Origin of the sequence: Vibrio sp. PBL-C16 (genome assembly GCF_034321865.1) — a bacterium.
GTDB classification, from domain to species: domain Bacteria; phylum Pseudomonadota; class Gammaproteobacteria; order Enterobacterales; family Vibrionaceae; genus Vibrio; species Vibrio alginolyticus.
In genome coordinates this window covers 1-25,770 of record NZ_JAXLNY010000002.1, presented here as the reverse complement: position 1 = coordinate 25,770, position 25,770 = coordinate 1, and the positions used below count along the sequence as shown (strand labels likewise).

The following is a 25,770-nucleotide window of genomic DNA, read 5'->3' as shown; positions in this document are numbered from 1 at the left end:
ATAACAGCTTAAACGCACAAGTAAATTACCACCTTCTAAAGAAGGTGGCTTTGTGTGAGCCCCCTAAAAGGGGGCCTTTGTTTAGTCCAGCGCCAATTGCTGCTGCTCTACTCGCTCTTGCTTCTCTTGATGTCTTACATATCGGCGTATTATTTCTTCATTGATTCCAACACTATCGACAAAATAGCCTCTTTGCCAAAAGTGATTACCCCAAAGCCTGTTCTTCCTAAGGTGAGGAAACTTGCTAAATAGCTTTAAGGCTATTTTGCCTTTCAATACCCCCATCAACTTGGATATCGAAAGCTTTGGTGGGACCTTTACAACTAAATGTACGTGGTCAACTTGTACGTTTAGCTCTACGACTTCACATCCAAGTTGATTACAGTAAACATAAATACATCGATAAACTTCTTTACCTATATTGTTCTTCAAGATCCTAAATCGATACTTTGGCGTCCACACTATATGGTATTGACAACGCCAAAATACGTGGGAAGCTTGATTGTATCTACTCATGTTATTTGTCCTCTTTGACTTCTGGAAAAATCAAAGACGCATTTAGCATGAGTAGTTTTACAGGCAAAGCCGAAACGGATGATAACCACCTACTGAAGTAGGTGGTTTAGGGCTGAAAACAAAAAAGGCATCCAGTTAGGATGCCTTTTTCTATTTATTCAACGATTAAAGTGCAATACCGATGTTGCTCACACCTTCTTCACGTAGCTCTTCACGCAAATCTTTAATCAAGCTGATGTCACGTTCTACCGCTTCACGCAGCGGACGGAAGATAGCCCACTGGACGTCCCACTCTTCACATACGGCTTCGTTTTCTTTCTGGTTGTCGTTAGTGATTGGCTCTGCGCCTTGTGCTTGCTCTAGATCAGCAACGGTTTGTACCGACTGTTGACTCACTTTAAGCATTGAATCGAAAAGGTAGTCGCGGTCCAATAGACCATGCAGTAACGTAGACAAACCCTGACACGCGTCCATCGCTGGGTAAACGCCGTAAAAATCGAACTCATCCGCACTTGGGAACAACTCTTCTAACTTCTCCAATTGACGTTCGAAGTTAATTTTCGCGTTCTTAACTGTCAAAATTTCCCATACACTATCAAGAATCGCTCGGTAAGCACGCGGGTCAGCAAATTCTGTATTCTCACAAAACATCGCATAGTTTGGATACATGCGTTCACACAGACACGCCATAAAGGTAATTTGTTGCCAAGGTTCTAGTTTTTCTAAACGAACCTGAAGAGGATTCTTAAGCATAGTCACTCAATCATTGAAGAAAAAAACAGCGAAAGTGTACTTGATTCATCACAGGGAAAAAAGTTAATGCCGCATTCAAATCAGATTTTCCTGCTCTCAGAGCATCGCGACACCTACAAAACGTTACTGGCAGAGAAAAATCTGCCCGATCTTTGCCTCACCGACCAACCAGAAGCCGCTCAGATCGTACTAGCGGATCCACCCTTACTATCACAAAGCTTAGACGAGTTTTCACAGCTTGAATGGGTACAATCCACATTTGCTGGTGTCAACGCCTTAACATCCCCTAGCCTTCGTCAGGACTATACTCTAACTAACGTTCGAGGCATCTTTGGTCCACTGATTGCTGAATATGTTTTGGGTTACAGTATTGCCCATTACCGCCACTTTGCCCGATACCACCAGCAGCAACAAAACAAACAATGGCAGCCTCACCTATACACATCATTACAAAGTAAAACCATGGTAATTCTTGGTACCGGTAGCATTGGGGGCTATCTGGGCAACGCCGCTAAAGCAATGGGGATAAAAACTATCGGTATTAACCGCACAGGTATCCCTACTCCAGGCGGCGAATTTCATCAGACCTTTCATATCAATGAACTAAGTAAGGCATTTGAGCAAGCCGACATCGTTGTGAACACTCTACCAAGTACACCTGAGACGCGACAGTTACTTAATCGTCAAACGCTCAGCCAACTAAATCAGGCGTTATTGTTTAACGTAGGTCGTGGCGACGTACTGGATGAGGCAGGGTTGCTCTTCGCTCTGAAAAACCGTTGGGTAGAACACGCCTTCTTAGATGTGTTTGAGCAAGAGCCGTTGTCGGTAGAGAATCCGCTTTGGAAACTACCGCAAGTCACCATCACTCCACACATTGCTGCGCTGAGTTTTCCCGAGCAAGTCATCGAGATTTTTGCTGACAACTATCTACGCTGGCGCGATGGGTTTTCATTAAATTATCAAGTGGATTTCGAAAAGGGTTACTGAGAATGTCGTTAGACGAGCTATTGCAACAAGTGAGGGCCTGCCAGATCTGCGCGGATAATTTACCTTTGGGCGCAAACCCTGTCGTACAAGCCGCAAAAGGGGCACGCATCCTAATCATCGGTCAGGCCCCTGGCACACGTGTACACAAAACCTCGATACCTTGGAATGACCCAAGTGGTGATCGATTACGCCAATGGCTCGATATCGACAAAGACGTTTTCTACGACCCAAATAAAATTGCCATTGTCCCAATGGGATTCTGTTATCCAGGCAAAGGGAACTCTGGTGATTTACCGCCTCGTAAAGAATGTGCGCCCACTTGGCATAAAAAGATTCTTGAGCAACTGCCCAATATAGAGCTCACTCTACTAATTGGTCAGTACTCGCAGCAGTACTATCTCACCAACAAACCAAAGACGCTCACGCAAACTGTTCAGCAATGGCAAGATTGGGAACCGGACTTTATCCCGCTCCCTCACCCATCTCCACGCAATACATTGTGGTTAAAGAAGAACCCTTGGTTTGAATCTGACGTCGTGCCATACCTTAAAAAACGCGTTCACTCGATGCTTTAGGTTACCCATGATCTAATTGCTTGTTTATCTGTACAAGAAAATTAGAACATAAAAGCCGAAGTCATAAGTATTTGTTTATATTAAATTTTAATGTCTAATGTACAGCTAGAGTAGTAATTAGATCATAGTAGGCCAAATACTACTAGAGCTGTACAGCCTTGAGTCTCAGATAGAAAAACTGAATTTTAGGTAAAAAAATACCGGCACTGAATGCCGGCATTTGATTTCAAAAAGTCGAAGTTACTTGTGGTACGGCTTAGATAGCTCGTGTACCGCTTCCACAAATACACCCGCGTTTTCTGGCGGCACATCCAAATGGATACCGTGACCTAGGTTGAACACATGACCAGTACCTGCATTACCAAAACCTTCTAGAATACCCGCGACTTCTTCACGGATACGCTCTGGTGAAGCGTAAAGCATTGATGGGTCCATGTTACCTTGCAGCGCCACTTTATCACCGATACGTGCTTTCGCGTCTGCAATGTTGATTGTCCAGTCTAGACCAACCGCATCACAGCCCGTTGCTGCGATTTGCTCAAGCCACATGCCGCCATTCTTAGTAAACAGTGTGACTGGCACGCGACGACCGTCGTTTTCACGAATCAGACCATCTACAATCTTGTGCATGTATTGCAGTGAGAACAGATTGTAATCACGAGGCGTTAGTACGCCACCCCATGTGTCAAATACCATTACCGATTGCGCACCCGCTTTAATTTGCGCGTTTAAGTACTCGATAACGCTGTCTGCCAGCTTATCTAGAAGTAGGTGCAGAGTTTGTGGTTCCGCGTACATCATCTTCTTGATCTTGGTAAACGCTTTAGAGCTACCACCTTCGATCATATACGTCGCAAGAGTCCAAGGACTACCAGAAAAACCAATCAGCGGCACTTCACCCTTCAGGTCTTTACGGATCTGGCGTACTGCGTTCATTACGTATTGCAGTTCACCTTCAGGATCTGGCAAACCAATTTTTTCCACGTCGGCTTTGCATGTAATTGGGTTATCAAAAACAGGTCCTTCACCCGCAGCAAAACGTAAACCAAGCCCCATTGCATCTGGAATCGTTAAGATGTCCGAGAATAAGATCGCGGCATCAAGAGGAAAACGGCGTAATGGTTGAAGTGTCACTTCGGATGCTAATTCTGCATTTCGACACAAAGACATGAAATCACCCGCTTCTGCACGAGTCGCTTTGTATTCTGGTAGGTAACGACCTGCCTGGCGCATCATCCATACTGGCGTGTAATCTACCGGCTCTTTTAAAAGCGCACGCAGATAACGATCATTTTTTAATTCAGTCATTCCGTAATTCCAACTGTTAGGCTTTCTGTGAAAGGGGGTATTCTATCACCGATTTAAGTCCAATAGCTGTGTGCTTTGCAACCTGGATCAAGTTATTAACTTTTAAATCAATGCTTAATTTGCACCCAATCGGTATCAGTGTTAAAAATTTGTTCGCTAGCGAAAACTACAATTATAAACTGAGTACTTAGTACTCAGCATCTCATAACGACATCTTACTTACCCCCTCCCTCTCGGAGGGTTTTTTTTATCTATTTATCAGATAATTAGTGTCTATATCTTTCAGCGTCTGCTCGATAAGTGCTCTTGCAATCGTTCCTTTAGGCGCAACAGGCGGCATCTCGTCGATACCAAACCATTGTGCATCAGACAGCTCAGTGTAGTCTGGGCTTAACTCTCCGGATTCATAGTCAGCGAAAAACCCCATCATCATACTGGATGGGAAAGCCCAAGGCTGGCTGCCAAAGTAACGAATATTTTTAACGAGAATTCCCGTTTCTTCATGAATTTCTCGAGCCACGCACTCTTCTAATGTCTCACCGACTTCTAGAAAACCCGCAATAACCGTATACATACCATTTCGATGCCTTGGATGTTGGGCTAATAAGATCTGATTTTCTTTACGTACAGCAACGATAATACACGGAAATATTCTAGGATAATGAAGGGTGCGACATTCACCACACTGCATGGCTAACTGGTTATTATTAAGAAAGTTTCTTCCTCCGCACTGTGGACAAAAGCGCAAACTTTGCGTCATGTGCCCATATTGCACAGCTTTACTTAACAACATAAATAATGGCTCAGGAAAATGCAGGCAGTCACGCAGGGATACTAAAGGTAGATCATGCTCTAAATCGGCCAAGTTAAGCCACATGACGGGCGAACCAGAATACTCACCAATGGGTCTTGCACTCGTTACTGGCAGTGATAACTGCTCTGCAGACCCGAAGGGCACAGCACCATCCACCAGCCAAATTTCACTTCCTGCAACAACACACCAGTATGCATTTATCGCGCGGTTAACATCACCTTTTCTTAACATTACACCATCCCTTTGCTTGAAGTTCGTTCATTTTACTGGCAATCTAATTTCATACTAGAGTTTATCGTTAAGTAAATGTGCACTCTAAATTCTAGTAAGGACAAGAGTTTGTAATAACTTTACTAACTTTGCTTTGCAAAGGATACGTTCGCCGATGGGCGATCAGATCATGAGGGCATGGTCATGCTAAGAAAATTCAAACAAACACAAGACCAGTGGGGTGGCTCAAGTGATGTCATTGATCACTGGTTAGAGACACGACAATCCCTGATTGTTGAATATTGTAAGCTTGCAGCGCTGCAACCTTGTTCGAAAACCAATGTTATTGAACTCCCATCTCCTTCCGAACTGCAGGATTTCTGTCAGCACCTCGTTGATTACATCTCCGAAGGCCACTTTAAAATTTATGACATGGTTATGGACCGTTGGAAAGCAACCGGCTTTGTCGTGACTAATGAGATCAATCAAACCTATGGTCAAATTGTTCTAACGACTGAACCATTATTGAACTTTAACGATAAGTACTCAGAAGTGACTGAAGATGATGAATTAAATGATTTCGATTCTGATATGTGTCTCATTGGGGAAATTCTTGAGACTCGCTTTGAAGTCGAGGACTATCTGATACAGCAAATCGCAGAAAGCCTGTCTATGCCACCTGGAGCTTAGTATTTGCAAACATTCAGAAATAGAGTGAGAGAAAAGACTGACGATCATCGTCGGTCTTTTTTGTTTCTAGCTTTATCGAAAATCCCACCGGAAGAACAAAGTAGTATAAAAACTAAAAAGGCACCCGAAGGTGCCTTTTTCTTAAGCTTTTAACGATTACTCGTTATAAGACTTACTCTTCAGAAGAGAAACCAGCGTTTAGAAGTGCCGCTAGGTTATCCGTTGCTTGCTCAGCAGAAGGACCATCTTGCGCTTCAGAACGTTTAGCTTGACGCTCTTGGTGGTATGCGAAACCAGTACCAGCTGGGATCAGACGACCAACAATTACGTTCTCTTTCAGACCACGTAGGTCATCACGCTTACCAGAAACCGCAGCTTCCGTTAGTACGCGAGTTGTCTCCTGGAACGATGCCGCAGAGATGAACGACTCAGTCGCTAGAGATGCTTTAGTAATACCTAGTAGTTCACGTTCGAAACGTGCAGGCTCTTTGCCTTCAGCTTCTAGGTTACGGTTAGCAATCTTAACTTGTGAGTATTCAATCTGCTCACCAGGTAGGAACTCAGAGTCACCAGAGTGAGTAATAGTACACTTACGTAGCATCTGACGAACGATAGTTTCAATGTGCTTATCGTTAATCTTAACGCCTTGTAGACGGTAAACTTCCTGTACTTCGTTAGCAATGTACTGCGTTACCGCGTGTACGCCACGTAGACGTAGGATGTCATGTGGAGACTCTGGACCATCTGCGATCACGTCACCACGTTCAACTTTTTCACCTTCGAATACGTTCAACTGACGATGCTTAGGAATCATCTCTTCGTAAGCTTCACCGCTTTCACGTGTGATCACTAGGCGACGTTTACCTTTCGTCTCTTTACCAAAGCTCACAGTACCTGTGTGCTCAGCAAGGATTGCAGGCTCTTTCGGCTTACGTGCTTCAAATAGGTCAGCAACTCGTGGAAGACCACCGGTGATATCTTTGTTACCGCCAGACTTCTGAGGAATACGTGCTAGTGTTGCACCAACACCTACTGCTGCGCCATCTTCGATGTTCACAATCGCTTTACCAGGTAGGAAGTAGTGAGCTGGCATATCAGTACCAGGGATCATTACATCGTTACCTTGCTCGTCAACAAGTTTGATAGCTGGACGCATATCTTTACCTGCTGAAGGACGAGCTGCTGGGTCAGTTACTTCGCTTGAAGATAGACCAGTTAAGTCATCCGTTTGACGAGATACTGTTACGCCGTCGATCATATCTACGAACTGGATGCGACCTGCTACCTCAGTAATGATAGGTAGTGTGTGCGCTTCCCAGTTTGCAACTGTTTCGCCAGCTTGAACTGTATCACCATCGCCTTTGCTTAGTAGCGTACCGTAAGGCAGTTTGTGCTTCTCTTTAGTACGACCAAACTCATCAACGATAGTTAACTCTGTCGCACGAGAAGTGATAACGATCTTACCGTCATCAGCCAATACAGATTTAGCGTTGTGTAGCTTGATAGAACCGTTGTTCTTAACTTGAACACTGTTCTCTGCCGCTGCTGTCGATGCCGCACCACCGATGTGGAACGTACGCATCGTTAGCTGTGTACCTGGCTCACCGATAGACTGAGCAGCAATAACACCCACTGCTTCACCTTGGTTCACTAGGTGACCACGTGCTAGGTCACGACCGTAACATTGTGCACAACAACCGAAGTCAGAATCACACGTTACTACAGAGCGCACTTTCATGCTGTCTACTGAGTTCTCTTCCATGATTTGACACCACTTCTCATCGATCAGGGTGTTACGTGGAATAAGAACGTCTTCAGTGCCAGGTTTTAGTACGTCTTCAGCAACAACACGACCAAGAGCAAGCTCAGAAAGTGCAACTTTAACATCACCACCCTCGATGTGAGGCATCATGTCGACACCTTCGTGAGTGCCACAGTCATGTTCAGTTACAACAACGTCTTGAGCAACGTCTACTAGACGACGAGTTAGGTAACCCGAGTTCGCTGTTTTCAGTGCCGTATCCGCAAGACCCTTACGAGCACCGTGCGTTGAGATAAAGTACTGAAGTACGTTTAGACCTTCTTTAAAGTTCGCTGTGATCGGCGTTTCGATGATTGAACCATCTGGACGCGCCATCAGACCACGCATACCCGCAAGCTGACGAATCTGTGCTGCAGAACCACGAGCGCCCGAGTCCGCCATCATATAGATGCTGTTGAATGACTCTTGCTGTTCCTCTTCACCGTCACGGTTAACTACCGTTTCAGATGAAAGGTTTTCCATCATTGCTTTCGCAACACGGTCGTTGGTCGATGCCCAGATATCGATAACTTTGTTGTAGCGTTCGCCCGCAGTAACAAGACCTGATTGGTACTGTTCCTGGATTTCACGTACTTCTTCTTCCGCTTCTGCGATTTCAGTGTACTTAGCTGCTGGTACAACCATATCGTCGATACCAACAGATACACCAGAAAGTGCCGCGTATGCGAAACCTGTGTACATGATTTGGTCAGCGAAGATTACTGTGTCTTTCAGACCTAGTTTACGGTACGCCTCGTTAAGTAGGTTAGAGATTTGCTTCTTACCTAGCTTTTGGTTAACGATGCTGTACGGTAGACCAGCTGGCACGATTTGCCATAGCATTGCACGACCAACAGTGGTGTCTACCATCTTGGTTTCTGTAGTGCTGTTGCCGTCTTCGTCTACAACAGTTTCTGTAATTCGTACTTTAACGCGTGCGTGAAGCTCAGCTTGTTTAGTGCGGTATGCTTTCTCAGCCTCTTCTGGGCCAGAAAGGTACATGCCTTCACCTTTCACGTTGATCTTTTCACGAGTCATGTAGTACAGACCCAATACAACGTCCTGAGAAGGTACGATGATCGGATCACCTGACGCTGGCGACAGAATGTTGTTTGTCGACATCATCAGAGTACGAGCTTCAAGTTGTGCCTCTAGAGTTAGAGGTACGTGAACCGCCATTTGGTCACCATCGAAGTCCGCGTTGTACGCCGCACAAACAAGTGGGTGTAGCTGAATCGCTTTACCTTCGATCAGTACTGGTTCGAACGCCTGGATACCTAGACGGTGAAGTGTCGGTGCACGGTTCAATAGTACTGGGTGTTCACGGATTACTTCGTCTAGGATATCCCAAACGACCGCTTCTTCACGCTCTACCATTTTCTTAGCAGCTTTGATTGTAGTCGCAAGACCACGAGTCTCTAGCTTGCTGTAGATGAATGGTTTGAATAGCTCAAGTGCCATCTTCTTAGGAAGACCACACTGGTGTAGACGCAGGTATGGACCTACTGTGATTACAGAACGGCCAGAGTAGTCTACACGTTTACCTAGAAGGTTCTGACGGAAACGACCTTGTTTACCCTTGATCATATCAGCAAGAGATTTCAGAGGACGCTTGTTAGAACCTGTGATCGCACGACCACGACGACCGTTATCTAGTAGCGCATCAACAGACTCTTGCAGCATACGTTTTTCGTTACGTACGATGATGTCCGGAGCCGCTAGCTCTAGAAGACGCTTCAAACGGTTGTTACGGTTGATCACACGACGGTATAGATCGTTAAGATCAGAAGTCGCAAAGCGGCCGCCATCTAGAGGTACTAGAGGACGTAGATCTGGCGGAAGTACTGGAAGTACAGTTAGGATCATCCACTCAGGGTTGTTACCCGATGCGATGAACGCTTCTACCAGCTTAAGACGCTTAGTTACTTTCTTACGCTTAGTTTCAGAGTTTGTTGTCTCTAACTCTTCACGCATTTGTTCTGCTTCAGCGTGCATATCCATAGAACCTAGTAGGTCCTTGATAGCTTCCGCACCCATCTTAGCAGTGAACTCGTCGCCCCACTCTTCTAGACGATCTAGATACTCTTCTTCAGTAAGCATCTGACCTTTTTCTAGATCAGTCATACCAGGCTCTGTTACTACGTACATTTCGAAGTACAGAACGCGTTCGATATCACGTAGAGGGATATCCATTAGTAGACCGATACGAGACGGTAGCGATTTTAGGAACCAGATGTGAGCTACTGGTGAAGCCAGTTCAATGTGGCCCATACGGTCACGACGAACTTTAGTTTGTGTAACTTCTACACCACACTTCTCACAGATAACACCACGGTGCTTCAGGCGCTTGTACTTACCACAAAGACATTCGTAGTCTTTAACTGGACCAAAGATACGCGCACAGAACAGACCATCGCGTTCAGGTTTGAACGTACGATAGTTGATCGTTTCAGGTTTTTTAACTTCACCGAAAGACCATGAACGGATCATGTCTGGTGAAGATAGACCGATTTTGATTGCATCAAATTCTTCGGTCTTATGCTGTGCTTTTAGAAAGTTTAATAAGTCTTTCACAATCAGCTCCTGTAAGGAGTTAAAAGGAGCTCACTCGCTAAAGTGAGCACCTTCTTCCAAATAATCGCTTTGATTCTCTCGACTTTCATCAAGAGAGAAAAGGATTACTCTTCGTCTTCTAGCTCGATGTTGATACCTAGCGAGCGGATCTCTTTCAACAGTACGTTGAACGATTCTGGCATGCCAGGTTCCATGCTGTGGTTACCGTCTACGATGTTCTTGTACATCTTAGTACGGCCGTTAACGTCATCCGACTTAACCGTTAGCATTTCTTGTAGCGTGTAAGCAGCACCGTATGCTTCTAGTGCCCATACTTCCATCTCACCGAAACGCTGACCACCGAACTGAGCTTTACCACCTAGTGGTTGCTGAGTTACTAGGCTGTACGAACCAGTTGAACGAGCGTGCATCTTGTCATCAACAAGGTGGTTCAGTTTCAGCATGTACATGTAACCAACAGTTACAGGACGCTCAAACGCATCACCTGTGCGACCATCAAACAGTGTTAACTGACCTGATGTTGGTAGATCTGCTAGCTCAAGAAGTGCTTTGATTGACTCTTCTGGAGCGCCATCAAATACAGGAGTCGCGATTGGTAGACCGCCACGCAAGTTCTTGATCAGAGTACGTACTTCATCATCAGATAGAGAAGCAATGTCTACTTTCTGGCGAGTGTCGCCTAGATCGTAAACTTTTTGTAGGAACTCGCGGAATTTCGCTAGTTCTTGCTGCTCTTTAACCATCTGGTTGATCTTGTCACCGATACCTTTCGCTGCCAGACCTAAGTGTACTTCTAGGATCTGACCGATGTTCATACGCGAAGGTACACCCAGTGGGTTAAGTACGATGTCTACAGGCTGACCTTTCTCATCGTATGGCATGTCTTCAACAGGGTTGATCTTAGAGATTACACCCTTGTTACCGTGACGACCCGCCATCTTATCACCAGGCTGAATGCGACGTTTAACCGCTAGGTAAACCTTAACGATCTTCAGTACACCAGGTGCTAAATCATCACCTTGAGTGATCTTACGACGCTTAGTTTCGAACTTCTTATCAAAGTCGGCTTTTAGCTCATCCCACTGCTCAGCAAGTTGCTCAAGCTGAGTTTGTAGTGCGTCATCTTCTAGCGTTAGTTCTAGCCACTTCTTACGATCAGTTGTGTCTAGTTTCGCTTCAGAGTAACCGCCTTCAATCAATACAGCTTTAACACGGTTTAGAAGGCCGCCCTCAAGAATCTGGAATTCTTCAGTTAGGTCTTTCTTCGCTTCTTTAAGCTGCATCTGTTCGATTTCAAGCGCACGCTTGTCTTTCTCTACGCCATCGCGAGTAAAGACTTGAACGTCGATGATCGTACCTGATACAGAGTTAGGTACACGTAGTGAAGTATCTTTAACGTCAGATGCTTTTTCACCGAAGATTGCACGTAGTAGCTTCTCTTCAGGCGTTAGCTGAGTTTCACCTTTAGGTGTAACTTTACCAACTAGGATGTCGCCACCCTTAACTTCAGCACCGATGTAAACGATACCCGACTCGTCTAGTTTAGACAGAGCAGACTCACCTACGTTTGGAATATCCGCTGTGATCTCTTCAGAACCAAGCTTAGTATCACGCGCCACACAAGTCAGTTCTTGGATGTGGATAGTCGTGAAACGGTCTTCTTGAACTACGCGCTCAGATACTAAGATCGAGTCTTCGAAGTTGTAACCGTTCCAAGGCATGAACGCGATACGCATGTTTTGACCAAGCGCTAGTTCACCAAGGTCTGTTGAAGGACCATCAGCAAGAACGTCACCGCGTGATACAGGCTCACCTGGCATCACACATGGGCGCTGGTTAATACATGTGTTCTGGTTAGAACGTGTGTATTTAGTCAGGTTGTAGATGTCGATACCAGCTTCACCTGGTACTAGCTCTTCTTCGTTAACTTTAACAACGATACGAGAAGCATCTACTGACTGGATTACACCACCACGTTTAGCAACTGCAGTTACACCTGAGTCAACTGCTACGTTACGTTCAATACCAGTACCAACAAGCGGTTTGTCAGCTTTCAGTGTTGGAACTGCCTGACGTTGCATGTTCGCACCCATCAATGCACGGTTCGCATCATCGTGTTCTAGGAACGGGATAAGCGATGCAGCGATAGATACAACCTGGTTTGTCGCAACGTCCATGTACTGAGCGTGCTCACGAGGGTGTAGACCAGATTCACCTTTCTGACGAGCTGTGATCAGCTCATCTGCAAAAGTACCATCTTCGTTTAGCTTAGCGTTCGCCTGTGCGATAACGAATTGGCCTTCTTCGATTGCAGATAGGTAATCTACTTCGTCTGTTACTACGCCATCTACAACGCGACGGTATGGTGTCTCTAGGAAACCGTACTCGTTACAACGCGCAAACGCAGATAGAGAGTTGATCAGACCGATGTTTGGACCTTCAGGCGTTTCGATAGGACATAGACGACCGTAGTGAGTTACGTGTACGTCACGTACTTCGAAGCCAGCACGTTCACGAGTTAGACCGCCAGGACCCAATGCAGAAATACGACGCTTGTGCGTTACTTCTGATAGCGGGTTGTTTTGGTCCATGAACTGTGAAAGCTGTGAAGAGCCAAAGAATTCTTTAACTGCCGCAGAAATTGGCTTCGCGTTGATCAAGTCTTGAGGCATGATTGCGTCAAGATCGCCTAGGCTTAGACGCTCTTTAACTGCACGCTCAACACGTACTAGACCTACACGGAACTGGTTCTCAGCCATTTCGCCTACAGAACGGATACGACGGTTGCCTAGGTGGTCGATATCGTCCACTTCGCCCTTACCGTTACGGATCGCGATCAGCTTCTTCATCACTTCGATGATATCAGTTTCATCAAGTGTGCCTTGCTCTTGAGCATCTTCACGGCCGATAGAGCTGTTGAACTTCATACGACCAACAGTCGATAGATCGTAACGCTCTTCAGAGAAGAATAGGCTTTCGAATAGAGCTTCTGCAGCTTCTTTTGTTGGCGGCTCACCAGGGCGCATCATGCGGTAGATTTCTACCAATGCAGAAATACGATCAACCGTGCTGTCGATACGTAGTGTTTCTGACATGAATGGACCGTGGTCTAGATCGTTCGTGAATAGAACTTCTAGCGCTTTGTGGCCAGCCTGAGATAGGTTCGCTAGTGCTTCCAGGCTGATTTCCTGGTTAGCGTTAACAATGATCTCGCCTGTTGCTTCATTGATGTAATCTTTTGATGCAACTTTACCTACGATGTACTCAACTGGTACTTCGATGTGATCAACACCATCTTTTTCTAGTTGGCGGATATGACGAGCTGTTACGCGACGACCTTGCTCAACGTAAACTTTACCATTTGCTTCGATGTCGAATGACGCAGTTTCACCACGTAGACGATCAGGAACCAACTCCATCAATAGAGTTTGGTCTTTCACTTCGAAGTTCACTTTCTCGAAGAAGATATCTAGGATTTCTTCTGTCGACTTACCTAGTGCACGAAGGATGATCGATGCTGGTAGCTTACGACGGCGGTCGATACGAACGTACAAGTTATCCTTAGGATCAAACTCGAAATCAAGCCATGAACCACGGTAAGGAATAACACGTGCGTTGTATAAAACTTTACCTGAAGAGTGGGTCTTACCCTTATCGCTGTCGAAGAACACGCCTGGGCTTCGGTGCAGCTGGGATACGATAACCCTCTCGGTACCGTTGATTACGAAGGTACCATTGTCTGTCATGAGTGGAATTTCACCCATGTAGACTTCTTGTTCTTTAATGTCTTTTACAGTACCTGCTGGCGCGTCTTTATCAAAGATAACTAGGCGTAGTTTTACACGTAGTGGCTTTGAGTAAGTTACACCGCGGATTTGACATTCTTTAACGTCAAAAACTGGCTCACCAAGACGGTAGCTAACGTATTGCAGCTCAGAATTGCCGTTGTAGCTCTGAATCGGGAATACAGAACGGAAAGCGGCTTCAAGACCGTATTGACCTTCAGGATCCTGTTCGATAAATTTGTCGAACGAATCGAGCTGGATCGATAGCAGGTATGGAATGTCCAAAACTTGTGGACGAGTACCAAAGTCCTTACGGATGCGCTTTTTCTCGGTATAAGAGTAAACCATGGGGTTCCTCAGCTCGCTGATAAGTGACCCAAACTGTCCGCCCGCTCCTAGTTACTTAAGGGGGTAAGGGACAGTGACTAATATAGCTGTTTACTGTAGTGACATTTCATTTCGTAAGAATGAAATGTTTTTTGCATGGATATCAGGCGCTTAAACAGCGGGAAAATTCGCCTATACCCTACAGCGCAAAAAGGCCGGTGGTTAAAAAACCACCAGCCAATTAGCCGTTAGGCTAAGAAACTATGCAATAATTACTTAACAGCAACAGTTGCACCAGCTTCTTCTAGCTGAGCTTTAAGAGCTTCAGCTTCTGCTTTCTCAACACCTTCTTTAAGAGGTGCTGGAGCGCCGTCTACTAGAGCTTTAGCTTCTTTAAGACCTAGGCCAGTTGCGCCACGTACTGCTTTGATTACAGCAACTTTGTTACCGCCAGCAGCTTCTAGGATTACGTCGAATTCAGTTTGCTCAGCAGCAGCTTCGCCTGCAGCAGCGCCGCCAGCTACAACAGCAGCAGCAGCAGAAACACCGAATTTCTCTTCCATTGCTTCGATTAGTTCAACAACTTGCATTACAGACATTTCTGCAACTGCGTCTAGGATTTGCTCGTTAGTAATAGACATAACAATTCTCTTTTAAGTCAACAATAAGTTTATTAAGCAACCAGTAAAAAGCAAGGCTTATGCCGCTGCTTCTTGTTTTTGATCGCGGATAGCTGCGATAGTACGCGCCAGCTTGCCAGCCGAAGCTTCTTTCATGCACATCATTAGGCGTGCAATTGCTTCGTCGTAAGTTGGTAGTGTTGCTAGTACTTCAGCGTCAGTTAAAGCGCCTTCAAATGCAGCAGCTTTGATCTCGAAATCTTTGTTCTCTTTAGCGAAGTCTTTGAAAAGACGCGCTGCAGCACCTGGGTGCTCATTAGAGAATGCGATTAGAGTAGGACCAGTGAAAGTGTCAGTTAGACACTCGTACTCAGTACCTTCAACCGCACGACGAGCAAGAGTGTTACGAACAACTCTCATGTAAACGCCAGCTTCACGAGCTTGTTTACGTAGAGAAGTCATCGCGCCAACTTGAACGCCACGAGAATCAGCTACAACTGCAGAAAGTGCACCACTGGCAGCTTCGTTGACTTCAGCAACAATTGCTTTTTTGTCTTGAAGGTTTAAAGCCATCTTGGATTTACTCCTGGTTGTCGTTACACCACTCACTATCATCACGACAGTGAGAGCTATTGAGGTGCTTCCCCAGAAGAAAGTTAACTATATTACATAGAGCTTTCTGTCAGTTCGGGCACCATCTACGTAGGATAATTAAGTTTGCTTTTGCACAAACACCTACGGTCTTGGACGGAGACTGGGTCTTAATTCATTTCGAACTAGGAGACAGTTCAAAGAACCAAAGTTCAGCCCCAACCACAAATATTAGGCGCAAAATTATACACTAATTTTGCGCCTAAGCAAATAAATTATGCTTGAGTGTTCAGGCTAGCCTGATCAACAGCAACACCAGCACCCATAGTAGTAGAGATGCTTACTTTCTTCAGGAAAGTACCTTTCGCTGAAGATGGCTTAGCTTTCTTCAGAGCAACTAGAAGTGCTTCTAGGTTCTCTTTGATCTGCTCAGCAGAGAAGTTTGCTTTACCGATAGTAGTGTGGATGATGCCGTTTTTGTCGTTACGGTAACGAACCTGACCAGCTTTAGCGTTTTTAACTGCTTCAGCAACGTTAGGAGTTACAGTACCAACTTTAGGGTTTGGCATAAGACCGCGAGGACCTAGGATAGTACCTAGTTGACCTACAACGCGCATTGCATCTGGAGAAGCAACAACTACGTCAAAGTTCATTTCGCCTTTCTTAACTTGCTCAGCAAGATCTTCCATACCTACGATGTCTGCGCCAGCTTCTTTAGCTGCTTCAGCGTTAGCACCTTGAGTGAACACTGCAACGCGGATTTCGCGGCCAGTACCGTGAGGTAGTACAGTTGCACCACGTACGTTCTGGTCAGATTTACGAGCATCAATGCCTAGGTTAACAGCAACGTCTACAGACTCAACGAATTTAGCAGTCGCTAGTTCTTGAAGAAGAGCAACAGCTTCGTTGATTTCGTATTCTTTAGTTACGTCAACTTTTTCGCGGATTACGCGCATGCGCTTAGTTAGTTTTGCCATCTTATTAACCCTCTACCACTAGGCCCATTGAACGAGCAGTACCAGCGATAGAACGCTTCATCGCTTCGATGTCAGCACCAGTCATATCAGCAGCTTTAGTTTCTGCGATTTCTTGGATTTGAGCGTCCGTTACAGTACCAACTTTTTCAGTGTTTGGACGACCTGAACCAGACTTAACGCCAGCAGCTTTCTTAAGAAGAACAGCAGCAGGTGGAGTCTTAGTTACGAACGTGAAAGAACGGTCGCTGTATACTGTGATAACTACTGGAGTTGGTAGACCTTTCTCAATAGATTCTGTTTTTGCGTTGAACGCTTTACAGAATTCCATGATGTTCACACCGTGTTGACCTAGTGCAGGACCTACTGGTGGACTAGGGTTAGCCATACCAGCAGCAACTTGTAGCTTGATGTAAGCTTCAACTTTCTTAGCCATGATAATTCCTAAGTTTGGGTACAAACGCTAATCGCGGATCAGCTCCCCGTTTGTGTAAGAAACTTTTTACTTCACTTGAAGTAAAAAGGCGCGAAATTATAGTCATAATCCGCGCCTTATACAACCCTAAAAAGGTGATTTTTTATACTCTTTAACGAAGAGTCTTAGTCCAGCTTTTCAACCTGACCAAATTCAAGCTCAACTGGTGTCGCACGACCAAAGATCGATACAGACACTTTCAGGCGGCTCTTCTCGTAATCCACTTCTTCAACAGTACCGTTGAAATCAGCAAATGGACCTTCGTTAACACGTACCACTTCACCCGCTTCGTACATTGTACGCGGACGAGGCGCTTCACTCGCTTTCTCAAGACGATTAAGAATCGCGTCAGCCTCTTTATCCGTGATAGGTGCCGGACGGTCTGAGGTACCACCAATGAAGCCCATGACACGCGGCACACTGCGTACTAGGTGCCATGATTCATCGTTCATAATCATCTGAACAAGGACGTAACCTGGGAAGAACTTACGCTCAGATTTGCGACGCTGACCCGCGCGCATTTCCACTACTTCTTCAGTAGGAACCAGTACTTCACCGAATAGCTCTTCCATGCCGTGCATTTTGATATGCTCGCGCAGAGATTGAGCTACACGACCTTCAAATCCAGAGAAGGCTTGAACCACATACCAGCGTTTTTTTGGAGCTTCACTCATGAATAAAAACCCTCTATACCCCAGTTGCTAGAGCTACTAGACGAACCATAATTCCGTCAATACCCCATAGCACTAGAGCCATTACAATACTTACAGCTAAAACGATCAGTGTTGTTTGCATGGTTTCTTGGCGAGTAGGCCAAACAACTTTACGTACTTCCATACGAGATTCTTTTGCAAAACTGATCGCTGCTTTACCTTTAGTCGTTGTTGCTGCAACGCCTAAGGCAGCTGCAATAAGAACAACAACGCCTGCAGCACGAACCACTACAGACATTTCACCATACAGGTAATTACCCACAACAGCGGCAGCTGCCAATACGAAAGCGGCTACCCACTTAAACGTATCTGCTGCGTTTGAGCTATCAGGAGTTTCAGCATTATTTGCTTTCATAAAACCAACCTGTTACAAGTCTTAATATAGACGACAACAACCCCGCTGTTGCAGGGCAAACTCCATATCGCTGAAAAAATCAGCGTACTCTTCTTAAGATTAAGCCTCTTTGCTTAATCTTGCTCTGCGCCCAACCCACTTCTGAACAAGAAAACAGCAAAAATAATGTTGAGTGCAGAAAAAGGGCATCAAATGATGCCCTTTTTGCTACTGGTTCGTCAAATCTAATTCAAGATTTTCCGAAAGCATCGCTAATTCGCTATGAATTAGTCGAAGATCTTAGCAACAACACCAGCACCTACTGTACGGCCACCTTCACGGATCGCGAAACGTAGACCTTCGTCCATTGCGATTGGTGCGATTAGCTCTACAGTCATCTGTACGTTGTCGCCTGGCATTACCATTTCTACGCCGTCTGGTAGCTGGATGTCACCAGTTACGTCAGTTGTACGGAAGTAGAACTGTGGACGGTAGCCTTTGAAGAATGGAGTGTGACGACCACCTTCATCTTTAGACAGTACGTATACTTCTGATTCGAACTTAGTGTGTGGAGTGATTGAACCAGGCTTAGCTAGTACTTGACCACGTTCAACTTCGTCACGCTTAGTACCACGTAGAAGTGCACCAACGTTCTCACCTGCACGGCCTTCGTCTAGAAGCTTACGGAACATCTCAACACCAGTACATGTAGTTGTAGTAGTGTCTTTGATACCTACGATAGCAACTTCGTCACCTACAGTTAGGATACCACGCTCGATACGGCCAGTTACTACTGTACCACGACCTTGGATTGAGAATACGTCTTCGATAGGCATTAGGAATGGCTGATCTACCGCACGCTCTGGCTCAGGGATGTAAGTATCTAGAGCTTCTGCTAGTTCAACGATTTTCGCTTCCCACTGCTCTTCGCCGTTTAGTGCGCCTAGTGCAGAACCTTGGATAACTGGTAGGTCATCACCTGGGAAATCGTATTCAGATAGAAGTTCACGAACTTCCATTTCTACTAGTTCTAGTAGCTCTTCATCGTCAACCATGTCACATTTGTTCATGAATACGATGATGTATGGGATACCAACCTGACGGCCTAGTAGGATGTGCTCACGAGTTTGTGGCATTGGGCCATCTGTCGCAGCAACAACTAGGATACCACCGTCCATCTGTGCAGCACCAGTGATCATGTTTTTAACATAGTCAGCGTGTCCTGGACAGTCAACGTGTGCGTAGTGGCGTGATGGAGTGTCGTACTCAACGTGAGAAGTTGCGATTGTGATACCGCGCTCACGCTCTTCTGGAGCGTTATCGATAGATGCGAAGTCTTTAGCTACACCGCCGTAAACTTTAGCAAGAGTAGTACAGATAGCTGCAGTTAGAGTTGTTTTACCGTGGTCAACGTGGCCGATAGTACCAACGTTAACGTGCGGTTTCGTACGTTCAAATTTTTCTTTAGACATGAGTGGTCCCTCTAGGTACGGATTTAGGTGGCCCAAATTGACCACGCAACCAAAAAAAGATAATTGGTAAATCTAATATCAAAAGGAAATAAACTTGAGAGCTGGTGCTGATAGGCAGACTCGAACTGCCGACCTCATCCTTACCAAGGATGCGCTCTACCACCTGAGCTATATCAGCACTCAAATTAGAGTGGAGCGGGCAGCGGGAATCGAACCCGCATCATCAGCTTGGAAGGCTGAGGTAATAGCCATTATACGATGCCCGCAACACGTAACTCTGAGAGCTATTTCCTAAAGAATATGGTGGAGGGGGACGGATTCGAACCATCGAAGGCAGTGCCGGCAGATTTACAGTCTGCTCCCTTTGGCCACTCGGGAACCCCTCCAAATTTTCAAGCCATTCAGACTACTAAAGGAAAGAATGGTGCCGACTACCGGAATCGAACTGGTGACCTACTGATTACAAGTCAGTTGCTCTACCTACTGAGCTAAGTCGGCATAAGTGGTGCGCATTCTATTGAATGATTTTCTAGGTTGCAATAGTAATTTGAAAAAAAATCATAAATTTCGATTTTTTAGATTCGTTTGCTGCAAATTCGTACAAACTTAGCTTTTTTAAAGCAAACTTCGACCTTTGTCGTTTGCTTTGAAGTTCGCTTGATGTATGTTCTTGCTTCTATTAAACCAAGGATAAAAGAGACCCATGAGTCCATTTTTGTCATTTGACCGTGCAAATTGGGCCGAGTTAAGAAACTCTGTACCGATGACACTTTCTGAAGACGACTTGACTGCGCTTCAGGGCATTAATGAAAACCTAACCATGGAGGAAGCGGTAGAGATCTACCTTCCTTTGTCTCGTCTTTTGAATCTGTATGTCCAAGCTCGTCAAAGCCGCAATTCCGTATTACAACAATTCTTAAATACAGAGGAACATGCTCCCCCTTTCGTAATTGGTATCGCTGGCAGTGTTGCTGTAGGCAAAAGTACGACTGCTCGTATTCTAACGGCATTGCTTTCTCGTTGGGAGAATCATCCCAAAGTCTCCTTGGTTACAACAGATGGCTTCCTATATCCGAAAAAAGTACTAGAAGAACGCGGTATCATGCATCGTAAAGGCTTCCCTGAATCCTATGATATCAAGCGTTTAGTCGAGTTCATGTCTGACGTAAAGGCAGGAAAGCCCGATCTTGAAGTACCCATTTACTCTCACATCACGTATGACATTACTGATGAACTAAGAAAAGTGGATAGACCGGATGTTCTTATTATTGAAGGTTTAAACGTTCTGCAAAGTGGAATGGACTATCCACATGACCCGCATCGTGTCTTTGTATCTGACTTTTTAGATTTTTCAATTTATGTCGACGCAGAAACAGAGACCATTGAACATTGGTACGTAGAACGCTTTTTAAAGTTTCGCCAAGGGGCCTTTACGAAACCAGGCTCTTATTTTAGCCACTACACACAACTCTCTGTCGATGACGCAAAGAAAAAAGCAAAGCAAATTTGGCATGATATTAATGGGCTCAATTTAGAATTGAATATTCTTCCAACTCGTGAGAGAGCCCACTTGATTCTACACAAAGGCGTTAACCACTTGGTTGATAAAGTCTCGTTGCGAAAGTAATCGAAGCTTAGTCACTTTTACGCAACGAGATTTCACCACCAATATAAGTCTCTAGTCCTTGGGAGGTTTCGATTAATATTCCACCTTGATGATCGATGCCTCGAACGACGCCATGTACCTCTCTAGGCCCAATAAGCAGTTTGACCTGACGATTAAGGAAATTGTCTAACCGATTCCAACGTCCGATAAAGCCAGTAAGTCCTTTCATTTCATATTCGACAAGTGCGGAATTCCAATGCTTAATAAGAGTCATTGCTAGAACATTTCTATCGATCTTGAGACTCTGATTTACTTGGTTCAACGTGGTCCATGGCTGGTCAATCTCAGGCTGGTCGTCAGGCATTCCAATATTCAGGCCCATCCCAATCACTAGATGAGCAGCCCCACCGGCCTGACCCGACATTTCAACCAAGATTCCGGCCAGTTTTTTATCTTGATAATACAAGTCATTCGGCCACTTGAGTTTAACACCTTGCATGCCTACTTCTTCCAGAGCTTCCACTGCGGCAATCCCAATAACCAAGCTCAAGCCCATTGCCGCAGCCATTCCCGCATCCAGTCGCCAATACATAGAGAGATATAAGTTAGAGCCAAACGGTGAGACCCATTGTCTACCGCGGCGACCACGACCTTGCGCTTGATATTCAGCAATACAAACACGGCCCTTTTCCGAATCCGCGACTCTGTCGAGCAAATACTGGTTCGTTGAGTCAATCACAGGGACAAGTTCAACAAGTGACTCCGAGCTAGTGGTAAGGAGTGTCTCGTCTAACAACTGCAATGGTGAAGCTAATTGGTAACCGCGCCCTTGCACTCGATAAATATCAATACCCCATTCACTAAGACCTTTAATGTGCTTAGCGATTGCCGCTCTGGAAACATTAAGATCGTCGCCCAACGCTTCTCCTGAATGAAACTCTCCATCACTTAATAACTTTAAAATATGAAGTTTCGTAGAGTGATCTTTTCTCATCTAGATGCCTCGATCTGAGTCAAATTGGTCTCCCCGGTACGATTGAGAAAGCGTACTTCATGCTCAAGTATGATTTGGTATTTGTCCCATACTGTCTGCTTCACTAAAGAAGCAAGCGCGACAATGTCATCAGCACTACAATTATCTATGTTGGTCAAAACCAAAGCTTGCATAGGGTTGACCTGCGCACCATGTACAGACTTCCCCTTTAATCCACACTGATCAATAAGCCAACCAGCAGCAATTTTCATTCCTCCAGAAGCTGGGTAGGCTACTATGTTAGGGTATTTTTTTGTGAGTCGATCATAGTGATCTTGCGTGATCACTGGGTTTTTAAAGAAACTACCTGCGTTACCTATCTTGGTTGGATCTGGCAGTTTTGCCTTTCGCACTTGGCATACTCGTTCGAAGATAGAAGCAGGGCTGAGTTGTTCTTCTGGGATACTTTGTAAAGGACCGTACTGGTTAATCGGCTGCCATTGCTTCGCCAACTTAAGCCCTAATGCGGTGATAAAGCACTTTCCGTGCAACGCATGTTTAAATATGGAATCCCTATAGGCAAACTCACAGTCTTGGGCGTGCATTCTTTTGTTTTCAAACGTAGTTAGATCAAGAACATCTACATAATCACAGATGTCTTTTAGCTCTAGGCCATACGCACCAATGTTCTGAATAGGAGCCGAGCCAGCACAACCTGGAATCAAAGCTAAGTTCTCGATCCCACCGATCCCCTGATTCACACACCAGGAAACTAATTCAGGCCAATCTTCACCACCGGCAATATGTAATAGGTAGTGCTCATCCGTTTCCGTGACTTCTTTACCCATGATTCGATTAACAATCACTAATCCCTCAAAATGTTCTGTAAAAAGAACATTACTTCCTTTACCTAAAAAAAGTTTCGGTAAATGGGTGAATCTTGGGTTTTGAAATAGCTCAATAACATCTTCGAGCGACTCAACGATAGCTAAATAGGAACACGATTGTTCAATTCCAAAAGTATGGTAAGCCTTTAGGCTCGCATTTGTTTTAATTTGCATAGTAGGTTTGCAACACCAGATAAGATTCTCTTAAACTGTCGACATTCTACATTAGTTATCTTTTAACCGCAGTGACAATACCAGACTCATTAATCATAGAAGTGTTAAATCCCATCAAGCTCCCCCTCATTAAGAAACTATACAAAGCGTATTACCCTGCGAGTCGAGCCAAAAAAGATGAATTGATCATTACAGCAAGCCATAAAGGTGAAATCATTGCGTTACTACGTTTAAAAAGTGTAGATAAAGTTCGTCTATTGACAGGAATGTTGGTCATTCCGAAAGTTAGGGGAACAGGGATTGGAAAAGAACTACTAACTCATTGTAAAAACAATGTTTTCACTGATGGCGATTATTGCTTCGCGTTTACACATCTCGAATCCTATTATTCCAAGCATGGATTCACAACAATTGATTGCTCTGAGCTACCACACCCGCTAAAAATGGCATTTCAACGTTATGTAGATAGCGGTAAAGATCTCATTCCAATGCAATTCATCTCTTCAACGACATCAAAACGCGTGCTTTTGTAGCCAGGTAAATCATATCTTTGATAAAATGGCAGGTTCGCAATATTGCACTAAACTAAGGTACTCATACCGATATGATAGTAAGTAGGAATCCATTCGAACAGTTGCCAAGTCTCGCTGTCAATCCGGAAGACTTTGATGTTCTGTATTCAGCAGAATCATTCAGAACCCGTCTTTTAGATGCTATCAGCAAAGCAACGTCGCGAATTTACCTAGTCGCTCTATATCTGGAAGATGATGAAGCTGGACGTGAAATTCTCACTGCGCTTTATGAAGCGAAACAGCGCAATCCTGGGTTGGACATCAATATCTGTGTCGACTGGCATCGAGCGCAGCGTGGCCTGATTGGTGCGGAGACATCTGAGGGTAATTCAGCGCTTTACAAAGCATATGCCAGTAAGTACCAACACCCAATCCCTGTCTATGGCATACCAGTGCGTGGCAGAGAAGTTTTTGGGGTACTGCATTTAAAAGGCTTCATTGTCGATGATACTGTTATCTACAGTGGGGCGAGCTTAAATAACGTTTATCTCCATTATCATGAACGTTATCGATTTGATCGTTACCATGTGATTCGACATGAATCTTTAGCGAATTCAATGGTGCAATTCATTCAGGAAGAAATGATTGCTCACCCTGCCGTTAATGATCTTGCAGGAAAAGATAAGCCAGAAACCAAAGAAATAAAGTCGGCGATTCGCCAACTGAGGGCTTCTCTTGCTCAAGCCAACTATAAGTTTGAAGACCAAGCTGCAACAGAAGAAAGCGTAAAAGTCACTCCGTTAGTTGGGCTAGGCAAACGCCGTAATCTGCTCAATCAACAGATTGTAAAGTTATTGGCAGCAGCCCAAGACGAAATTTTCATTTGTACGCCTTACTTTAACTTCCCTAAAGCACTTCATCGTGAAGTGAAACGAGCCATGAAGCGTGGTGTGAAAGTAACTATTGTTGTGGGTGATAAAACCGCCAACGACTTTTACATTGCACCGGAGGAAGACTTTAAAACCATTGGCGGACTTCCATATCTTTACGAAGTGAATTTGCGTCGCTTTGCGAAAGCCAATGAAGCGAATATCGCCGCACGTAAATTGTCAATTCACCTATGGAAGCATGACAATAACAGCTTCCACCTTAAGGGTATTTGGGTTGATAAACGCTATATGCTACTTACTGGGAATAACCTAAATCCACGTGCTTGGTCACTCGACCTAGAAAATGGGCTACTCATACAAGACAATTATGCGAAGCTCACTGAGAAGTTTGAAGACGAAGTTTCGCGTATTCTTGAGCATACTCACCTTATCTGTACTTATAAGCAATTAGAGAAAGTAGAAGACTATCCTATAGGGGTACAGCGACTGGTCAGAAAAATTACCCGCCTAAAGGCAGATGGTGTTTTAAAGCGTATTCTTTAGACATCATTTCTCGCTCTAAAGTACGTCGAGATTTTTATACTAAGCCAACCGCTTTAGCAGTTGGCTTTTTCATATAATCCATTTGGAATACTTAACTATTTTCTAGTACCGCTAGTGAGCACATAACCACTTAGATCTAGAGCGACTCTCTTAATGGGTTTGAGCTTTGACGTTTGTGAGTATTCCGCATAGCTTACAGCCTCGAGCTAAGCTACCCCTCTCTGTTTTGGCGCTTCTTACCCCTTGGCGATATATTTTTTCTGAGACTCATCAAATGTTCAGCGTCGAAAATCATCACCTCGCTAATGAAGAGCTCCTTCAATCTTTCACCTTCCAATTCTTTTCAAGTCGTTTGATTTTTGAGCCAGGAGAGATTGGGGGTATATATGACGCTTTTCTGGATTATGCGCACAGTTCGTTTTTTCTTTCTCATCAAGATTCAAGCCGTTGAACGCCTTTGAATACCATAGATTACTTAGGCTTGTTTGTAGGTCATATTGCCTTTCCACAGCATCAACGGCCTATATTATTAGAGCCTAGTGTGTAATTACGCAGAGTTCGCTTAGTAGGGATTATGTGAAATAGTCTAGTTAGGTGTATAAACACTCTTCAGGGAAACGTCGCAGTAGAAACGAAAAAAGCCTCAGTCTTTCGACTGAGGCT

Annotated in this window: 21 protein-coding genes and 4 tRNA genes; 6 read left to right on the top strand and 19 right to left on the bottom strand. The window is 44.8% G+C overall.

Annotated features, from left to right (window positions below; all coding sequences use genetic code 11):
* Positions 1-81: 81 nt before the first annotated feature.
* Both tnpA and UQW94_RS08305 read right to left on the bottom strand, forming a co-directional pair.
* On the bottom strand, positions 82-516 hold the full coding sequence (gene tnpA / locus UQW94_RS08310; RefSeq protein ID WP_017633711.1) for an IS200/IS605 family transposase: 435 nt from the start codon (positions 514-516) through the stop codon (positions 82-84).
* A gap of 165 nt (positions 517-681) precedes the next feature.
* Positions 682-1,269 (bottom strand): YjaG family protein, encoded by a 588-nt coding sequence (locus UQW94_RS08305; protein ID WP_005382520.1) that lies wholly within the window; start codon positions 1,267-1,269, stop codon positions 682-684.
* A gap of 66 nt (positions 1,270-1,335) precedes the next feature.
* On the opposite strand from UQW94_RS08305, the gene UQW94_RS08300 reads away from it, so the two are divergent.
* Both UQW94_RS08300 and UQW94_RS08295 read left to right on the top strand, forming a co-directional pair.
* Positions 1,336-2,259: a D-2-hydroxyacid dehydrogenase gene (locus UQW94_RS08300; protein ID WP_170894208.1), complete on the top strand. Its 924-nt coding sequence runs from the start codon at positions 1,336-1,338 to the stop codon at positions 2,257-2,259.
* Positions 2,260-2,261: 2 nt separating this feature from the next.
* On the top strand, positions 2,262-2,834 hold the full coding sequence (locus tag UQW94_RS08295) for a uracil-DNA glycosylase family protein (protein ID WP_005382518.1): 573 nt from the start codon (positions 2,262-2,264) through the stop codon (positions 2,832-2,834).
* 240 nt (positions 2,835-3,074) lie between these two features.
* Here the strand turns inward: UQW94_RS08295 and hemE are convergent, their stop codons facing one another.
* Together hemE and nudC are read right to left on the bottom strand one after the other, a co-directional pair.
* On the bottom strand, positions 3,075-4,142 hold the full coding sequence (hemE, locus tag UQW94_RS08290) for a uroporphyrinogen decarboxylase (RefSeq protein WP_047102537.1): 1,068 nt from the start codon (positions 4,140-4,142) through the stop codon (positions 3,075-3,077).
* Between the two features lie 247 nt (positions 4,143-4,389).
* Complete coding sequence (gene nudC / locus UQW94_RS08285; protein WP_322142187.1) at positions 4,390-5,187, bottom strand: NAD(+) diphosphatase; 798 nt, start codon at positions 5,185-5,187, stop codon at positions 4,390-4,392.
* A 177-nt stretch (positions 5,188-5,364) separates the two neighbouring features.
* Between nudC and UQW94_RS08280 the strand changes: the two genes are divergently transcribed.
* On the top strand, positions 5,365-5,856 hold the full coding sequence (locus UQW94_RS08280) for an Rsd/AlgQ family anti-sigma factor (protein WP_005382515.1): 492 nt from the start codon (positions 5,365-5,367) through the stop codon (positions 5,854-5,856).
* A 172-nt stretch (positions 5,857-6,028) separates the two neighbouring features.
* Here UQW94_RS08280 and rpoC read toward each other — a convergent pair whose 3' ends face one another.
* From rpoC to UQW94_RS08215, 13 genes are all read right to left on the bottom strand, one after another.
* On the bottom strand, positions 6,029-10,231 hold the full coding sequence (gene rpoC / locus UQW94_RS08275; protein WP_005382514.1) for a DNA-directed RNA polymerase subunit beta': 4,203 nt from the start codon (positions 10,229-10,231) through the stop codon (positions 6,029-6,031).
* Positions 10,232-10,335: 104 nt separating this feature from the next.
* The gene (gene rpoB, locus UQW94_RS08270) at positions 10,336-14,364 is read right to left on the bottom strand and encodes a DNA-directed RNA polymerase subunit beta (RefSeq protein ID WP_005384685.1); all 4,029 of its coding nucleotides are present in this window, start codon (positions 14,362-14,364) and stop codon (positions 10,336-10,338) included.
* A gap of 251 nt (positions 14,365-14,615) precedes the next feature.
* On the bottom strand, positions 14,616-14,984 hold the full coding sequence (rplL, locus tag UQW94_RS08265) for a 50S ribosomal protein L7/L12 (protein WP_005382540.1): 369 nt from the start codon (positions 14,982-14,984) through the stop codon (positions 14,616-14,618).
* Between the two features lie 57 nt (positions 14,985-15,041).
* Positions 15,042-15,536: a 50S ribosomal protein L10 gene (rplJ, locus tag UQW94_RS08260; protein ID WP_005382538.1), complete on the bottom strand. Its 495-nt coding sequence runs from the start codon at positions 15,534-15,536 to the stop codon at positions 15,042-15,044.
* A gap of 293 nt (positions 15,537-15,829) precedes the next feature.
* Positions 15,830-16,531, bottom strand: coding sequence for a 50S ribosomal protein L1 (gene rplA / locus UQW94_RS08255; RefSeq protein ID WP_005384683.1), 702 nt, complete (start codon positions 16,529-16,531; stop codon positions 15,830-15,832).
* Between the two features lie 4 nt (positions 16,532-16,535).
* Positions 16,536-16,964, bottom strand: coding sequence for a 50S ribosomal protein L11 (gene rplK / locus UQW94_RS08250; RefSeq protein WP_005384682.1), 429 nt, complete (start codon positions 16,962-16,964; stop codon positions 16,536-16,538).
* A gap of 164 nt (positions 16,965-17,128) precedes the next feature.
* Complete coding sequence (gene nusG, locus UQW94_RS08245) at positions 17,129-17,677, bottom strand: transcription termination/antitermination protein NusG (protein WP_005384681.1); 549 nt, start codon at positions 17,675-17,677, stop codon at positions 17,129-17,131.
* 13 nt (positions 17,678-17,690) lie between these two features.
* Positions 17,691-18,071: a preprotein translocase subunit SecE gene (gene secE, locus UQW94_RS08240; RefSeq protein ID WP_005384680.1), complete on the bottom strand. Its 381-nt coding sequence runs from the start codon at positions 18,069-18,071 to the stop codon at positions 17,691-17,693.
* A gap of 266 nt (positions 18,072-18,337) precedes the next feature.
* Positions 18,338-19,522 carry an elongation factor Tu gene (gene tuf / locus UQW94_RS08235; protein WP_005381361.1) on the bottom strand — a complete coding sequence of 395 codons (1,185 nt, stop codon included), beginning with the start codon at positions 19,520-19,522 and terminating at the stop codon, positions 18,338-18,340.
* A gap of 102 nt (positions 19,523-19,624) precedes the next feature.
* A tRNA-Thr gene (locus UQW94_RS08230) sits at positions 19,625-19,700 on the bottom strand.
* Between the two features lie 13 nt (positions 19,701-19,713).
* Positions 19,714-19,788, bottom strand: a tRNA-Gly gene (locus tag UQW94_RS08225).
* Between the two features lie 35 nt (positions 19,789-19,823).
* Positions 19,824-19,908, bottom strand: a tRNA-Tyr gene (locus UQW94_RS08220).
* A gap of 36 nt (positions 19,909-19,944) precedes the next feature.
* Positions 19,945-20,020, bottom strand: a tRNA-Thr gene (locus tag UQW94_RS08215).
* Between the two features lie 205 nt (positions 20,021-20,225).
* Between UQW94_RS08215 and coaA the strand changes: the two genes are divergently transcribed.
* Positions 20,226-21,149 (top strand): type I pantothenate kinase, encoded by a 924-nt coding sequence (gene coaA / locus UQW94_RS08210; protein ID WP_005388683.1) that lies wholly within the window; start codon positions 20,226-20,228, stop codon positions 21,147-21,149.
* Positions 21,150-21,156: 7 nt separating this feature from the next.
* Here the strand turns inward: coaA and birA are convergent, their stop codons facing one another.
* Both birA and murB read right to left on the bottom strand, forming a co-directional pair.
* On the bottom strand, positions 21,157-22,122 hold the full coding sequence (birA, locus tag UQW94_RS08205; protein ID WP_053306557.1) for a bifunctional biotin--[acetyl-CoA-carboxylase] ligase/biotin operon repressor BirA: 966 nt from the start codon (positions 22,120-22,122) through the stop codon (positions 21,157-21,159).
* Positions 22,119-23,162, bottom strand: coding sequence for a UDP-N-acetylmuramate dehydrogenase (gene murB, locus UQW94_RS08200; protein WP_318109549.1), 1,044 nt, complete (start codon positions 23,160-23,162; stop codon positions 22,119-22,121). Before murB ends, birA begins: the two co-directional genes overlap by 4 nt.
* Positions 23,163-23,263: 101 nt before the next feature.
* Between murB and UQW94_RS08195 the strand changes: the two genes are divergently transcribed.
* Positions 23,264-23,695 (top strand): GNAT family N-acetyltransferase, encoded by a 432-nt coding sequence (locus tag UQW94_RS08195; RefSeq protein WP_322142186.1) that lies wholly within the window; start codon positions 23,264-23,266, stop codon positions 23,693-23,695.
* Positions 23,696-23,766: 71 nt separating this feature from the next.
* Positions 23,767-25,107: a CDP-diacylglycerol--serine O-phosphatidyltransferase gene (gene pssA / locus UQW94_RS08190; protein WP_005388686.1), complete on the top strand. Its 1,341-nt coding sequence runs from the start codon at positions 23,767-23,769 to the stop codon at positions 25,105-25,107.
* Positions 25,108-25,770: the final 663 nt, after the last annotated feature.

Bases quoted from the DNA above. Each gene is read 5' to 3' on its own strand.
- UQW94_RS08300 (WP_170894208.1), top strand. From the start codon at position 1,336: ATGCCGCATTCAAATCAGATTTTCCTGCTCTCAGAGCATCGCGACACC.
- hemE (WP_047102537.1), bottom strand. From the start codon at position 4,142: ATGACTGAATTAAAAAATGATCGTTATCTGCGTGCGCTTTTAAAAGAG.
- UQW94_RS08280 (WP_005382515.1), top strand. From the start codon at position 5,365: ATGGTCATGCTAAGAAAATTCAAACAAACACAAGACCAGTGGGGTGGC.
- secE (WP_005384680.1), bottom strand. From the start codon at position 18,071: ATGAAAGCAAATAATGCTGAAACTCCTGATAGCTCAAACGCAGCAGAT.
- tuf (WP_005381361.1), bottom strand. From the start codon at position 19,522: ATGTCTAAAGAAAAATTTGAACGTACGAAACCGCACGTTAACGTTGGT.
- tnpA (WP_017633711.1), bottom strand. From the start codon at position 516: ATGAGTAGATACAATCAAGCTTCCCACGTATTTTGGCGTTGTCAATAC.
- coaA (WP_005388683.1), top strand. From the start codon at position 20,226: ATGAGTCCATTTTTGTCATTTGACCGTGCAAATTGGGCCGAGTTAAGA.
- rplA (WP_005384683.1), bottom strand. From the start codon at position 16,531: ATGGCAAAACTAACTAAGCGCATGCGCGTAATCCGCGAAAAAGTTGAC.
- rplJ (WP_005382538.1), bottom strand. From the start codon at position 15,536: ATGGCTTTAAACCTTCAAGACAAAAAAGCAATTGTTGCTGAAGTCAAC.
- rpoB (WP_005384685.1), bottom strand. From the start codon at position 14,364: ATGGTTTACTCTTATACCGAGAAAAAGCGCATCCGTAAGGACTTTGGT.
- UQW94_RS08305 (WP_005382520.1), bottom strand. From the start codon at position 1,269: ATGCTTAAGAATCCTCTTCAGGTTCGTTTAGAAAAACTAGAACCTTGG.
- birA (WP_053306557.1), bottom strand. From the start codon at position 22,122: ATGAGAAAAGATCACTCTACGAAACTTCATATTTTAAAGTTATTAAGT.
- rplL (WP_005382540.1), bottom strand. From the start codon at position 14,984: ATGTCTATTACTAACGAGCAAATCCTAGACGCAGTTGCAGAAATGTCT.
- nusG (WP_005384681.1), bottom strand. From the start codon at position 17,677: ATGAGTGAAGCTCCAAAAAAACGCTGGTATGTGGTTCAAGCCTTCTCT.
- nudC (WP_322142187.1), bottom strand. From the start codon at position 5,187: ATGTTAAGAAAAGGTGATGTTAACCGCGCGATAAATGCATACTGGTGT.
- UQW94_RS08295 (WP_005382518.1), top strand. From the start codon at position 2,262: ATGTCGTTAGACGAGCTATTGCAACAAGTGAGGGCCTGCCAGATCTGC.
- rplK (WP_005384682.1), bottom strand. From the start codon at position 16,964: ATGGCTAAGAAAGTTGAAGCTTACATCAAGCTACAAGTTGCTGCTGGT.
- pssA (WP_005388686.1), top strand. From the start codon at position 23,767: ATGATAGTAAGTAGGAATCCATTCGAACAGTTGCCAAGTCTCGCTGTC.
- murB (WP_318109549.1), bottom strand. From the start codon at position 23,162: ATGCAAATTAAAACAAATGCGAGCCTAAAGGCTTACCATACTTTTGGA.